The organism is Bradyrhizobium sp. S3.12.5 (assembly GCF_040548225.1).
Taxonomy (GTDB): domain Bacteria; phylum Pseudomonadota; class Alphaproteobacteria; order Rhizobiales; family Xanthobacteraceae; genus Bradyrhizobium; species Bradyrhizobium cytisi.
The window spans coordinates 263847-276987 of sequence record NZ_JBEPRF010000002.1 but is presented as its reverse complement, the minus strand read 5'-3'; the positions used below and the strand labels follow the sequence as shown (position 1 = coordinate 276987).

Below are 13141 nucleotides of genomic sequence, written 5' to 3'. Positions count from 1 at the left end.
CTACCGGTTCTTGTTCACCGGCTTGCGCTTCTCGATGAACGCCGCCATGCCCTCGGAGCGGTCTTCGAGCGCGAAGGTCGAGTGGAACAGATTCCGCTCGACGCTCATGCCTTCGGCGAGCGTGGTCTCGAAGGCGCGATTGACTGCTTCCTTGGCCATTGCGACGGCAGGGCGTGACATCGCGGCAATCTTCTCCGCGGCCGCCATCGTCTCGTCCATCAGCTTGTCGGCCGGCACGATGCGGCTGACGAGGCCGCTGCGTTCGGCTTCCGCCGCATCCATCATGCGGCCGGTGAGGCAGAGATCCATTGCCTTGGACTTGCCGATCGCGCGGGTGAGGCGCTGGGTGCCGCCGATGCCGGGGATGGTGCCGAGCGTGATCTCGGGCTGGCCGAATTTGGCAGTGTCGGCGGCGATGATGAAGTCGCACATCATGGCGAGCTCGCAGCCGCCGCCGAGCGCATAGCCGGCGACCGCTGCAATGGTCGGCTTGCGGCAGCGCGCGATGCGGTCGCCGCCGATCGCGGCGAAATCTTCGGAGAACATGTCGATGAAGCCCTTCGGCTGCATCTCCTTGATGTCGGCGCCGGCGGCGAAGGCCTTCTCGCTGCCGGTCACGACGATGCAGCCGATGGCGTCATCGGCTTCGAGATCGTCGACGGCGGCGGCAATCTCGCGAAAGACGCCGAAGGAGAGCGCGTTGAGCAACTTCGGCCGGTTCAGCTTGATGATGCCGACCGCGCCTTTGCTTTCGACGATGATGTGTTCGAACGTGCTCATGCTCCACCCACGCTTTTGATTGGGCGGGCAATGTGCCTGCTGTCGCGGATGCCTTCAAGGGGGCCAAAAGCCGCCGGGACGCGCGGGTAGCGCGCGCCCCGAAATGAGCCGTTAGGCCAAGACCTAGCTAGGCCAAGACTTGGGCCAAGACCTAGGCCATGAACATGCGCGCGGCGGAGGCCAGCGTCAGCAGCGTGCCGACGCCGATGAAGATCTTCCCGATCAGGGAGCTCTGGTCCCAGGCCGAGCTCGGCTGGCTGCTTGCCATCACCGGCGCCGGGCGCGGCTGCGCGTCGGTTGCGGCGACCACGGCCTTCTGCACGGGCGGATTGTCCTGTTGCAGGGCGCGATCGAGGTCGTTGAGCTGGTCGGGCGCGACCACCTGGTTTTCGGCGCCCGGAGCGGCGGGACTGTCGGCCGCGGCCTGCACATTGTCATTGGCGCGGCCCGTCATCGCCGAGGCTGCGGCCGCGGGCGGCGTGTCGGCGGCGAGCTGCGCGTTCGCATTGGCGACTTCCGGGGGCATCTGGCTCGACGCCGGAACGTCGGTGCTGGCCTCTTTGCCAGCCTTGGCCTCGTCGGCCTGCGGCGTGGCATCCGCCTTGTCAGTCTTGTCGTCGGATTTCTGCGCCGTCTTGCTGTCGGTGTGGCGCGACGAATGGCGTCGCTGCTTACCCGGCTTGTCCGCTTCGGCCTGTTTGCTTGCGCCGTCCGGCTTCGTGCTCGCAGAGCTCGGCGCGGCCTGCACCGAAGCTCCAAACAGCAGCAATAGTCCGGCCAGAACGACCAATGCCGCGCGTCCGCTGGCTTTCATCATGTTGACGATCTCCCCAATTCGCCCGTCCCGGGGCGAACAGAGACCCCGGCCCATGACGACAGCGGGGCAAAAAATGGGAATCTTCGGGCCAGACCGGGCAAAACCGGGGCAAACCGGTGGGGTACAGACGCGGCCGGGTGCGGCAGAGACCGATCGGTGTTATGAGCCCCTGACAGAGTTTCTGCGGCTGCCTTGCGGTCAGGGCCCAGCGTTGATCACGACTTCGTGATCACGCAGGTCCCGACGTAACAAATTGAAAGAGCGGCCGAATTGCAATGGTGAGGGCGCGCGTGCGCGGACGTGAGGACGAGTGGACCGGCCTGATGCGGTCGGCCATGGCAGGGGATGATGCGGCATATCATCGCCTGTTGAGGGCGGTCACCCCGGTGCTGCGCGCTGCCGCGAGGCGCGGCCTGGCAAGGGCCGGGCAGCCTCCCGATCAGGCCGAGGATATCGTGCAGGAGATTTTGTTGGCGGTGCATCTGAAGCGGCACACCTGGGACAGCGAAGCGCCTTTCGCTCCCTGGCTGTTCGCGATCGGCCGCAACAAGCTGATCGATGCGCTCAGGCGCCGCGGCCGCCGCGTCTTCGTCAACATCGACGATTTCGCCGAGACGCTGCCCGGCGAGACGCCGCAGGAGACGGCCTCGGCAGGCGAGGTGACGGCGCAGCTCAACACCCTGCCGCAGCGCCAACGCGACGTGTTGCAGTCGATCGCGGTCGACAGCACCTCGATCAAGGATACGGCGGCGAAATTCTCGATGAGCGAAGGTGCCGTGCGGGTCGCACTGCATCGGGGGCTTTCGGCCCTGACTGCCAAACTACGGGACCACTAGTCATGGATACCGATCAACTCATTCGTAGCCTTGCGGCCGATAACACCCATCGCGCCCCGCGTGTTGGCGCGATGCTGACCATGGCACTTCTCGTGGCGGCGCCTTTGTCCATCCTGATCTTCGCGACGTTTCTCGGCGTGCGGCCGGACGTGATGAGCGCCATGCACAACCCGTTCTTCGACATGAAGTTCGCAGTCACGCTGTCGCTCGCGATTCCCGCGATCATCATCAGCCTGCATCTGTCGCGGCCCGAAGCCTTGATGCGCGGCTGGGGCTGGCTCCTGCTGCTCCCCGTCGGGCTGCTTGCAGTCGCGATCGGCAGCGAGGCGATGATGGCGCCGGCCATGCCGATGACGATGCGGCTCGTCGGCAAGAACTCGCGGTGGTGCATGCTGGCGATTCCCGCGATGTCGCTGCCGCTGCTCGCGGGCGCCCTGTTTGGTCTGCGCCACGGCGCGCCGTCGCGGCCGGCGTTGGCCGGTGCGCTTGCTGGCCTGCTGTCGGCCGGGCTCGCCGCCACGCTCTACGCCTCGCACTGCACCGACGACTCGCCGCTGTTCGTCGCGACCTGGTACACGATCGCGACGGCGGTCGTGACCGCGATCGGCGCGGCGGTTGGCTCCAAAGTGCTGCGCTACTAGGCAGCGTGGTTACTCTAAATTGTCTTCGGCCTGTGACCGTTCATCTCGACCGCTGCATCCTTGATTGGGGTTGACTGATATCCTAGTACCGTTACGGGCGGGCGCGACACAGGTGCAGACTGGTGAGGACGATCATTGCCGACGATCACGCCATCATGCGGGAAGGCCTGAAACAGCTTCTGTCGACCGTGGACGAGCTTACTGTCAGTGGTGAAGCGGCGGACGCTGAAACGGTTCATCGGCTGCTGAATGAAAACTCCGCCGATCTTCTCATCCTCGATCTCGGCATGCCGGGTGTGAGCGGATTTCAGTTCATAGCCCAACTGAGAACGGCATGGCCGGAGCTGCGGGTTCTGGTCCTCACCGCCAATGTCGAGCCACGTTCCGTTCGGGCAGCCTTTTCCGCGGGCGCCAATGGCTATTTGACCAAGAGCGGCGATCCATCCGAACTCATCGCTGCGATCGCAGCCATCAGAACAGGCAACGCCTATGTGGCGGAGGAGGTTCGCTTTGCGGTGAACCAGCATGACGGCCCGAACGAACCCCCGGAGCCCACGGCAGCGATCATATCTCCGGTTACGTTGACGAGGCGTGAGCGGCAAATCCTCGGAATGATCCCTCATGGCGTCACCAATCGCGACATCGCCAGCCGTCTCGGCATCAGCCCGCTGACTGCCAGGAAACATCGCGAGAATCTTATGCGGAAGCTCGATCTGCACAGTGGTGCCGAATTGACAGCCTACGCGGTTCGTCTCGGCCTTCCAGCGGGTTAGCGCAACGGCAACTCGCAAACGAAGCTGCCGCACCTGCCGGCGCGCGGAGAGGTTTCGATGCAAGAGGACAAGATACGCGGGGCGCTCGTCGAGCTCTTGTATCGCAATTCCTATGGCGTGGTGGTCGCCAACATCCTGATCTCCCTGGCGGCAGCATATGTCCTGAGGAGCTCGCCGGCTAAGCGGCCGGCGTTGGGCTCGTCGCACCCCGCTGCATGCGGTGGAAGCGCAGCACCTGCTGCGCCGTCGAGCTGCGCAGGGCCTCGTAGGTATCGCGTAGCGTCAGTATGTCGGTCTGCGAGCCGCCGGACAGCTTTTCGCGCATGGCGATGATCGCGCGCACGCTCGACCATTGCATTCCGGCGACCTTGGCGAGGATCATCACGCCCTCGGTCCGGCTCTCGATCATCATGTTCTCGACGGTCTCCACTGCAACGCCGGCGAGCGCTGCGAGCCCCGCATTGGTCTCATCGAACTTGCCCTGTTCGGCGAAGGTCGTGACCTGGAATTCGTTGAGACGGCCGTCGTCGTGGAGTGACTTCACCAGCGCGCGTGCCATCTCGGTCTGCCGGCTCATGGCGGCGGCGCGGATCCGCTGCGCGGCTTCCTGGACCACGCTCGACACTTCGTCGGCGAGCTCCGGATGGGCCGCCTCCAGCTTCCTGCGCACGCTCAGGGAGGCCTTGGCGATCAGCTTCAGATAGTGATGGCGCGGCAGGTCGGGCCGCAGGCCGATGCAGGCGGCGAGGTCATCGTCGCGCGCGGCGCGGGTGACGAGGTCGGTGAGGCTGCCCTCGGAGAGCTGCGCGCCCGGATTGCTGACGGTCGACTGCACCACGTCTTCGTTGCCGCGTGCCACCAGCACATCGGTCAGCGCCTCCGACAGCACCCGCCGCAGCGAGATCGCCTTGAGATGGGCCTGGCCCTTGCTGCGCGCGATCTCGATCAGGGTGGTCTCGTCGAGCCGCTCCGACTTCGTCAGTACGGGACCGGCGACCTCGATCACCTCATCGAGTGCGAGCGTACGTATGATTTTGGGCGGTGCGGCCGGGATCGTCGCGAGGCGGTCGGCGAGCAGCGCTTTCGCCGAGGTCTCGATCTGTTCGATCAGGCACTGGAAGACGTCGTCGAAGACGCGGACATGGTCGTCGGAATAATCCACCGCGTTGTTGATGAAGAGGTCGGTGACCCGGCGCAGCGTCTCGACCCGGCGCGCGACGGTGCCGTGCGAGAGTGCGGACTGCAATTCGTCGAGCAGGTTTTCGGATGATTTGGCGGTTTTGGTTCTCATGGCCCTGTCCTGGAGCGATTGGTCCGGCGGCGTCTTCTCACGCTCCGGCAAATGGATTGGTCAGCTCGTTGCAATGCGGTTGCGGCCTTGTGCCTTGGCGGAATAGAGCGCGCTGTCGGCGCGCGCGAGAAACGTGTCGGCAGTATCGTTGTTGCGTAGCGTCACGACGCCGGCGGAAATGGTCACGCTCATGCCGGGCGAGAATGCGCTCCAGTCGAGATCGGCGATGATGCCGCGCAGCCGCTCGAGCATGCGCGATGCGGCCTCGTTTGCGGTGCCGGGCAGCAGCAGCAGGAATTCCTCGCCGCCATAGCGGCCGAAACGGTCGTCGGGCCGGATGTTGGCGAAGATGGTGATGGCGAAGGTGCGCAGCACCTCGTCGCCGACGGGATGGCCGTAGGCGTCGTTGATGCGCTTGAACCAATCGAGGTCGATCAGTGCGATGGCGCAAGGTGCGGCCGCCTGCCGCGACTTTTCCATCTCGGCGTCGAGAAGTCGCATGATGCAGCGGCGGTTGTAGGAGCCGGTCAGCTCGTCGAGCTCGGCGAGCTCCTCGATGCGCCGATAAGCAGCTTTCAGCTCGATGCTGCGCCGGTACAGGATCTTGCGCAGCGTTGCGCCGAACAGGCCGAGGAAGGCGCACTGGCCGATCACCAGCATGAAGCACAGCATCGAGGCGGTCCGCTGCAACCGCGTCGCCACCGGCATGCCGATCGGCAGGTCCGAGCCGAGGAACACGGCCGCAAGCGCCGCGGAGGCGAGGGCCCAGGTCAGCATCGCCTGGGCCGAGGTCATGCGCAGCGTGCCGAATGCGAAGATCAGGAACAGCACGCTGATGAAGGCGATCCCGATCGTCGGCGCCGACACCAGGAATATGAATTGCAGCGCCATATGCGCCGAGATCTGGAACACCGTGAGATAATGGTCGGCGTGCTTGTCGCCGACGCCGGCCTCCGACATCACGACGAAGATGCCGATGATCAAGAGGCCGCCGACCCAGAACAGCGACGGAACGTTCATGTGGACGGTGCCGTCATAGGCGTAGAGCAGCAGGACAAGGCCGCCGAGCGAATAGCTCGCGACCTGGCCGATATACATCTGCCGGCGCTGCCGGATCCGCCGCGCCAACATCTCCGGTGCGGCTGCTTCGGGTGCGAGGACGAGATCCGCGACCTCTGCGGCATTCCTCTCCGGAAAGGACGTCGCGGCCGTGCTCATGGTCCCGCCAATGGTGGATGTCAGCCGAAAAAATCTACGTGGCAAGCCTTTAGGTTTGGTATCCTTTTGCACCGAATCCGGGGAACGCGGCGCGGGTGAAGGGTTCGTGCCGCGCGGAATTTTGCAGCCGGTTAGGCATCGCAGGCGATATCCCGGACCAAAGCCGGCCCCGTGCGACATAAGGTGCACAGGGCCGTGTTATGGACGGGGCTCGACCGGGCCGCATGGCCGGCTCACGGCAAGTCCGCAAGAGAGTGTTTCCGTATTATGTTACCGTTCTGGAGAGAGGCGGCCGACCGCCACGGGTGGGGCAAGGAAATTGCGCTTATGTGGGGTAGATCACACAGATCCCCGTATCAGTGCGGTAGCCTGAAGAATTTTACCCCTCTCGTCGAACCGTCCCCTGCATCGACCCGACAAACCTTGCGAGACGGCCTTTGAGCGTGACACAGGCGGCTACGGACGAGGTCCTCATCGCCAGGATCGCCCAAGGTGACCGGCTCGCCATGCAGGTGCTGTACGGGCGGCACCATGTCAGGGTTTACAGGTTCGGGCTCAGGCTCGTGCGGGACGAGCAGACGGCGGAAGACCTCATCAGCGAGGTATTTCTCGACGTCTGGCGTCAAGCCGGCAAGTTCGAGGGCCGATCCGCCGTTTCCACCTGGCTGCTGGCAATCACCCGATTCAAGGCCCTGTCTGCGCTTCGGCGGCGAAAGGATTTTGAGTTGGACGACGAGGCCGCCAATGCAATCGAGGATTCGGCCGACAATCCAGAGACGGCGGTTCAGAAGAAGAACACCAGTGAAGCGTTGCGGGAGTGCCTGACGGGCCTCTCGCCGGACCATCGGGAAATCGTCGATCTCGTCTACTACCACGAGAAGTCCGTGGAAGAGGTGGCTGAGATCGTCGGGATCCCGGAGAACACTGTGAAGACGCGCTTGTTCTATGCGCGCAAGAAACTGGCCGAACTGCTGAAGGCAGCCGGCATTGAGCGAGGCTGGCCATGATGGCGTTGAGCAAGAAGATGCTGGAGCAAGAGCCCAGTGAAATTGAATTGCTGCTGCCGTGGCACGCTGCTGGCACGCTGAACGCCCGCGATGCCCGCCGCGTCGAGGAAGCGCTCGCCAGCGATCCTGCGCTCGCCAGGCAGTATGCGGCGATCCGTGGCGAATACGAAGAGACGATTCATTTGAACGAGAGCCTTGGCGCTCCGTCGGCGCGCGCGATGCAGAAGCTGTTCGCCGCGATTGACGCCGAGCCGGCGCGAGCGACCCGTTCGTTGCCGTTGTCGGCGCGCATTGCCACCTTCTTCGCCAGCCTGTCGCCGCGCGCGCTGGCCTGGTCGGCGAGCCTTGGCGCCATTGCGCTGCTGCTCCAGGCCGGCATCATCGGAGCCGTGCTGATGAAGACCCAGACCTCGACCTTCCAGACCGCATCGCTCTCGACCGGCGCACCGATCACGCGCGAGCTCGGGGCGGCAGCACCTTCGCGGGCGCTGGTGCGCTTCACGCCCGAGGCGCGCGTCGCCGACATCACCGCGCTGCTCGACAGCTACCAGGCCTCGATCATCGGCGATGCCAGGGGCGGCATGTTCCGTCTGCAGTTCGACAAGGCGATGAGCCAGGACGAGCTCACTGCGCTGCTCGGCAGGATGCAGCGCGAGAAGTTCGTCAACCTCGCCGTGGCGGCGCCTTAACCGCGCCGCTGCACCAATGACGCGCAAGTCCGAGAGTCAGTTGCAAGCCGGGGCCTACGCTTCGTCTGCCGGAGCCGCACTCCTGCTCGCCGCCTGCCTCGGCATCGAGGGGACGCACGCCCAGGCGATCATGCGCACGCCGGCCATCAGTGTTCCCTCGCGGACGCCGACGATCTCTCCGGGTGTCGCGGCCAGGGTGATGAGCGTCGACCGCGGTCCTCGGGTCACCCCCGCCATCCCGCATATCTCCACGGCACGGATCGGCTTGACGCCGGTGCTGCCCTATGCGCGCTACTCGCCGAACCTCTACCCGGCCTGCACGGCAGCCTATCGCGACGCCGACGGCGAGTGCCTGGCACAGCCGAGCGGAGGCGGCGACGGCTCCGGCAAATCGGCCAGGAAGAGTGCCGGCAAGGGGCGGGGCAATAATACGTCGGTCGCCGTAAATCTGCGCAGCTTCGCCAACGAGTTCGTGGCCGAGATCGACAGTGCGTTGTCGCTGACCGAGGCCGATGAGCTCGCGCGGCGCCACGGCTTGACGCGCGTCTCTTCGGAAAGCTTTCCGCTGATCGGGGCCACGGTCGGCCTGTTCCGCATCGCCGACGGCCGGCCGTATGAGACGGTGCGGCGCGAATTTGCCGCCGACGGCAGCGTGCGTTCGCTCCAGCCGAACTTCCGTTACGTGCTCCAGGACCAGAAGTCGGCGGTGCCGACCGAGGGCGATCCGGCGCAATATGCGCTGTCGAAGCTGCGCCTGCCGCAAGCCCATACGCTGGCGCACGGTGCCAATGTCACGGTCGCCGTGATCGATTCCGGCATCGATGCCAGGCACCCCGAACTCGCCAACTCCATCGCCGACAATTTCGACGCGCTCGGCAGCAGCGAGGGCCCCCATATCCACGGCACCGGCATTGCGGGGGCCATCGTGGCCCATGCGAAGCTGATGGGCAGCGCGCCGGAAGCGCGCATCATCGCCATTCGCGCCTTCGGCGGCACCAACGGCAGCGCCGAGAGCTCGTCCTACATCGTCCTGCGCTCGCTCAATTACGCAGCCGAGCACGGCGCCCAGATCGTCAATATGAGCTTTGCCGGTCCGAAGGACGCCGTGATCGAGCGTGCGATCGCGGCAACTGCCGCGCGTGGCCTGGTGCTGATCGCGGCCGCCGGCAATGCCGGCGCCAAATCGCCGCCGCTTTATCCCGCGGCCAATCCCAACGTGATCGCGGTCAGTGCGACCGACCAGCAGGACAAGCTGTTCACCGCGTCCAACCGCGGCAATTACATCGCGCTGGCGGCGCCGGGCGTCGACATCTTCCTGCCGGCGCCGGATGGCAAATACCAGATGACGTCGGGCACCTCGTTCTCGGCAGCCTATGTCTCCGGCGTCGCGGCGTTGCTGCTCGAGCGCAACTATGCCCTGAAGCCGGAAGCGTTGCGCATGACGCTGGCGAAGACCGCGCGTGACCTCGGTTCACCCGGGCGTGATGATCTCTTCGGCGACGGCGAGCCCGATGCGTTTGCCGCGGTCATGGCCGTTCCGGTTGACAGCACGACGCCGGTCGCGGCTGCGTCCGGTACAACTAAACGTGAAGATGCCGAGAAGCGTCGTGACGACCCCGGCATACGCGCGATCGAGCAGCCCTCGCTGTCGAGCGCGGACGATAAATCCACGGTTTCTCAGGTGGATAGGCCGGCGGCGCGATAGCGCCTGCGACGACATTGCGCGTCGGCCAAAGGTTAAAAGATCGAACCCCGCTTTGAACGTTCAGCCGGCTGCCACGACCAATTTATGTGGGAGCGGTCATCCCTCCCCATCAGTCATATCAGGCGCGAGCGCCCATCCACCCCAAGCGCCCATATGGCTTGACCCGTCCGGTTGTCCCCCCGGACGGGTCTTCTCTTTTTGGGGCGTCCGATTTCTTGAAGCGTGATGCGAAATCAGCTTGCGATTGAGCCCGCGGGCACGATCGTCGTGACGACTCCGTAGCGGAACGTGGCAAGTCCGCTATGCTTGCGCGGAGCTTGACTCGAAAAGCCCTGAAAACTCCGCACGACTACGGAATTTCGTGACGGCAGCCCTGTCGTTGCTGGACAAGTCAAAACTTTTCCACAAAATATTCATGTCGCTTATAAATTGATTCGTGTGCGTTGCGTCGCGTCCGTATTTCTCCTGACGGGCTGATTTATGACTCATCGCCACAGCGCGGCCGGAAGCCGCGAGCTTGCTGCACGCTGGTGCGCTCTCGCCGAACAGCGGCTGGAACATCTCTCTGAAATGTTCGAGACCGGACGCTGGCGCCGCTATCACTCCGAACTCGCATTCCTCGAAAACATCCAGGAAGCCAAGCGCGCGGTCCAGACCTGGCGCGCCCTTGCGAATGGCGGGGACGTCGCCGCGGCGGCCGCGAGCGTAACCTCCGCATTCGGCTGGTCACCCGCGACCATGCCGCGCGTGTTTCCGCGCGAGCAGGCCCAGACCTTGCAGCCCCAGAGCTTGCAGCTCCAGGCCTTGCAGCCCAAGGCCTTGCAGCCCAAGGCCGTGCAGCCCAAGGCCTTGCACATCGCGCCCGAGACCGCCGTTCCGGTCAGGCTCGAGCCCGAGCTGGACGTGCTCGCCGAAATCGTCGAGGCACCGGCCGCCCCAACTGCACCGGTCGCCCCGACGGCGCCGGCCGTTCGGATGACGCCAACCGCTCCGCCTGCGCCGGTGCCGTCGATCGCCTCGTTTCTGCAGACCTTCTCGCCACCCGCCGCCGAAATCGTCGCGGCCCCCGAGCGCGTGGTCGAATTCACCTTCAGCCTCGACGGCATCCAGGCGAAGTACCCGCTGCTGCGGAATACGTTCTAGGGGCGTCCCGTCTACTGCCGCACCGCATTGCCGCCGACCACCACCTGCGCAAAGCGTTGGGCGCCGTCCGCCGACAGGTCCGCCGTCACGGCCCGCGCATGATCGAGGCCGACCACGGCGCCGCGCGGGGTTTCCGAGATCATGTTGTTGTTGACGAGCGCGGTGCCCGCGCCCGGCACCACGGAGACGCCGACGCCGGCCAGCGCCTTGCGGATCACGTTGCCCGCGATCACGACGTCGCGCAGATATTTGCCCCAGCCGGCGACGATGCCGTAGGACGGCGCGTTCTCGATCACATTGCCTGTCACCGAGGCGTCGGCCTCGACGTAGATGCCGACGCCGGCATCGTCGTCGGGCGCGGTGCCGATCGGCCGCTTCGGGATCAGGTTGCGGATGATGTTGCCCTGAACCACCGCGATGCGGCCGCCTTCGTTGAAATTGCAGACGGAGACGCCGATGGCGGCGCCATCCACAATGTTGTTGGCGATCACCGCGGCCTCGAACGCGAACTCGGAATAAAGCGCGACCTCGCGCACCTCGCTGACGCTGTTGCCTGATATGTGGATGTTGGAGGCCGAGTTGCCGCGCACGGCGGAGTAGTCGCAGTTCCTGATGCGATTGCCGCGCACGATCACGTTGCCGGCGCGGAAGGCGTTGATGGCGTTGCCGTACTGACCGGAGCCGCCGGGGCCGGCCTTGATGTCCTCGATGCGGTTGTCCGCGACCAGCGTGCCGTCGTCACCGATGGCGGTGCGCAGGATCTCGATGCCGTTGTCGTTGGCACCGACAATGGTGTTGCGGGACACGCTGAGGCCCCTGGCGTCGAACGAGACCACTGCCGTCACGGCGATGTTGGTGAAGATATTGCCGGAGATGTCGCCGGACACCTGCTCGAGCCAGATGCCGCTGCCGCCGGAACCGGTGATCTCGCAATCGGCGATGCGGACGTCGCGGCCACCGAGGACGTGGATCAGGCCGCGCCGCGTCGGCAGCGGAATGCCGCTGCCGTCGAAGGTGAGGCCGGTCAGCCCGATCGAGTCCGATCCGTCGCTCTGGATCGCTGAGGCCCCGCCGGTGAAGATAAGCTTTGTCGCGCCGCGCACGCCGATCAGTTGCGCGCCATTCGGCAGCCGCAGCAGTCCGGTTCGGTAAATTCCGGGCGGCAGCGCCAGCGGCATCTGTGCGCGCGAGGCTTCGTCGATCGCGCGCTGGAGCGCGCGGGTCTGATCCTCGCTGCTGCCGGGCCGCACGCCGTATTGGGTCGCATCGCGGCCGAGCGTGGACGTCAGCGGCGCCGCGCGCGCGGCGTCAACAGGCATGGCGAGCGCACCGGCGATGCCGGCGGTCGATGCTCCAATGAGATGACGGCGATTGAGGTCCATGACGCGTCCTTCGGCGGACGCGGGAGGTGTCCGCGGAGATTAGGTAGCGCAGGGCGGGCGGGGCGGTGAGGATTGTTTGCGGTAGGGTTAAATGTTTACGCAACGGGCGGTGCGGTAGGGCGGGCAAAGCGTAGCGTGCCCACCATTGTCGCCGCGCATATCGTTGCATGGTGGGCACAGCGCAAGGGCGCCTTTGTCCACCCTACGAAACGCGTGCCTTCCTTGCGAGCTGCACCATCTCCATCAGCATCGCTTCCCCGGCATCCACCAATTCGTCCAGCGTAATCCGCGGCGCGCCCTTGCGCCGCATCGCGCCGCTGCGCGCAAGCAGGGGAATGTGGATGAACGCCGCGAGCCCCGGCCCGCCGCCCCTGACGTTCTCGATCGCGCGCCAGCTCAGATAATTGCAGAGATAGGCCCCCGCGTCGCGCGAGGGCCGCGCATCGATGCCGGTGAGGCGTGCGGCGCGCAAGAGCCTTGCCGTGTGCGGGCCGAACGTCATGGCGTCCGCATCACCGGCGATGCCGCGCTTGCTCGAGCGGGTGTTGGCGGCATCGGGCCACAGCATGGTGACGGCGTTGCGCGCGCGGCTCTCGATCCGCAGATACGGCGTGCGGGCAGCGAGGCCGAACATCAGCAGCGCATCCGGCTTCACTTTCGCGAGCACCTCGGGCAATTGCCGGTCGACCGCAGCATAGGTCACCGGAAAGATGTGGCGCGATAGCTCGACATCATCGAACGCGGGACGGCGCAGTTGCGCCAGCCGCGCCACCAGCGGCTGGGTCGGATTATGCGGCGCACCGGGAAAGGGCCCGAAGCCGGTGACGAGAACGCGGAGCTTATCGGACAATGGATATGA

The 13141-nt window shown here is 65.4% G+C and carries 13 protein-coding genes; 7 read left to right on the top strand and 6 right to left on the bottom strand.

Annotated features, from left to right (window positions below; all coding sequences use genetic code 11):
- Both ABIC09_RS03390 and ABIC09_RS03385 read right to left on the bottom strand, forming a co-directional pair.
- Positions 1-780, bottom strand: coding sequence for an enoyl-CoA hydratase (locus ABIC09_RS03390; protein ID WP_354084456.1), 780 nt, complete (start codon positions 778-780; stop codon positions 1-3).
- Between the two features lie 151 nt (positions 781-931).
- A complete protein-coding gene (locus ABIC09_RS03385) occupies positions 932-1597 on the bottom strand; it encodes a hypothetical protein (RefSeq protein ID WP_148752060.1) in 666 nt (221 codons plus the stop codon).
- 290 nt (positions 1598-1887) lie between these two features.
- On the opposite strand from ABIC09_RS03385, the gene ABIC09_RS03380 reads away from it, so the two are divergent.
- The 3 genes from ABIC09_RS03380 (at position 1888) to ABIC09_RS03370 (ending at position 3847) form a co-directional block, all read left to right on the top strand.
- On the top strand, positions 1888-2433 hold the full coding sequence (locus tag ABIC09_RS03380; protein WP_187434940.1) for a sigma-70 family RNA polymerase sigma factor: 546 nt from the start codon (positions 1888-1890) through the stop codon (positions 2431-2433).
- 2 nt (positions 2434-2435) lie between these two features.
- Positions 2436-3074 carry an NrsF family protein gene (locus ABIC09_RS03375; RefSeq protein WP_148752058.1) on the top strand — a complete coding sequence of 213 codons (639 nt, stop codon included), beginning with the start codon at positions 2436-2438 and terminating at the stop codon, positions 3072-3074.
- 122 nt (positions 3075-3196) lie between these two features.
- Positions 3197-3847 carry a response regulator gene (locus ABIC09_RS03370; protein WP_354108390.1) on the top strand — a complete coding sequence of 217 codons (651 nt, stop codon included), beginning with the start codon at positions 3197-3199 and terminating at the stop codon, positions 3845-3847.
- Positions 3848-4025: 178 nt separating this feature from the next.
- Here the strand turns inward: ABIC09_RS03370 and ABIC09_RS03365 are convergent, their stop codons facing one another.
- Both ABIC09_RS03365 and ABIC09_RS03360 read right to left on the bottom strand, forming a co-directional pair.
- Positions 4026-5138: a DUF2336 domain-containing protein gene (locus ABIC09_RS03365; protein WP_354108389.1), complete on the bottom strand. Its 1113-nt coding sequence runs from the start codon at positions 5136-5138 to the stop codon at positions 4026-4028.
- Positions 5139-5198: 60 nt separating this feature from the next.
- Positions 5199-6356, bottom strand: a complete 1158-nt coding sequence (locus tag ABIC09_RS03360; RefSeq protein WP_148752056.1) for a GGDEF domain-containing protein — start codon at positions 6354-6356, stop codon at positions 5199-5201.
- A 437-nt stretch (positions 6357-6793) separates the two neighbouring features.
- Between ABIC09_RS03360 and ABIC09_RS03355 the strand changes: the two genes are divergently transcribed.
- The 4 genes from ABIC09_RS03355 to ABIC09_RS03340 all read left to right on the top strand — a co-directional run bounded on the left by ABIC09_RS03355 (position 6794) and on the right by ABIC09_RS03340 (position 10900).
- The gene (locus tag ABIC09_RS03355; RefSeq protein WP_354031869.1) at positions 6794-7363 is read left to right on the top strand and encodes a sigma-70 family RNA polymerase sigma factor; all 570 of its coding nucleotides are present in this window, start codon (positions 6794-6796) and stop codon (positions 7361-7363) included.
- Positions 7360-8052: a hypothetical protein gene (locus ABIC09_RS03350; RefSeq protein WP_148752055.1), complete on the top strand. Its 693-nt coding sequence runs from the start codon at positions 7360-7362 to the stop codon at positions 8050-8052. The genes ABIC09_RS03355 and ABIC09_RS03350 overlap by 4 nt, the downstream gene beginning before the upstream one ends.
- 16 nt (positions 8053-8068) lie before the next feature.
- On the top strand, positions 8069-9757 hold the full coding sequence (locus tag ABIC09_RS03345; protein WP_354108388.1) for a S8 family serine peptidase: 1689 nt from the start codon (positions 8069-8071) through the stop codon (positions 9755-9757).
- A 480-nt stretch (positions 9758-10237) separates the two neighbouring features.
- Positions 10238-10900, top strand: coding sequence for a TIGR03809 family protein (locus ABIC09_RS03340; RefSeq protein WP_354108387.1), 663 nt, complete (start codon positions 10238-10240; stop codon positions 10898-10900).
- Positions 10901-10911: 11 nt separating this feature from the next.
- On the opposite strand, the gene ABIC09_RS03335 is transcribed toward ABIC09_RS03340, so the two are convergent.
- Together ABIC09_RS03335 and ABIC09_RS03330 are read right to left on the bottom strand one after the other, a co-directional pair.
- Complete coding sequence (locus ABIC09_RS03335) at positions 10912-12282, bottom strand: TIGR03808 family TAT-translocated repetitive protein (protein ID WP_354108386.1); 1371 nt, start codon at positions 12280-12282, stop codon at positions 10912-10914.
- Between the two features lie 202 nt (positions 12283-12484).
- The gene (locus ABIC09_RS03330) at positions 12485-13132 is read right to left on the bottom strand and encodes a pyroglutamyl-peptidase I (protein ID WP_148752051.1); all 648 of its coding nucleotides are present in this window, start codon (positions 13130-13132) and stop codon (positions 12485-12487) included.
- Between the last annotated feature and the right edge of the window lie 9 nt (positions 13133-13141).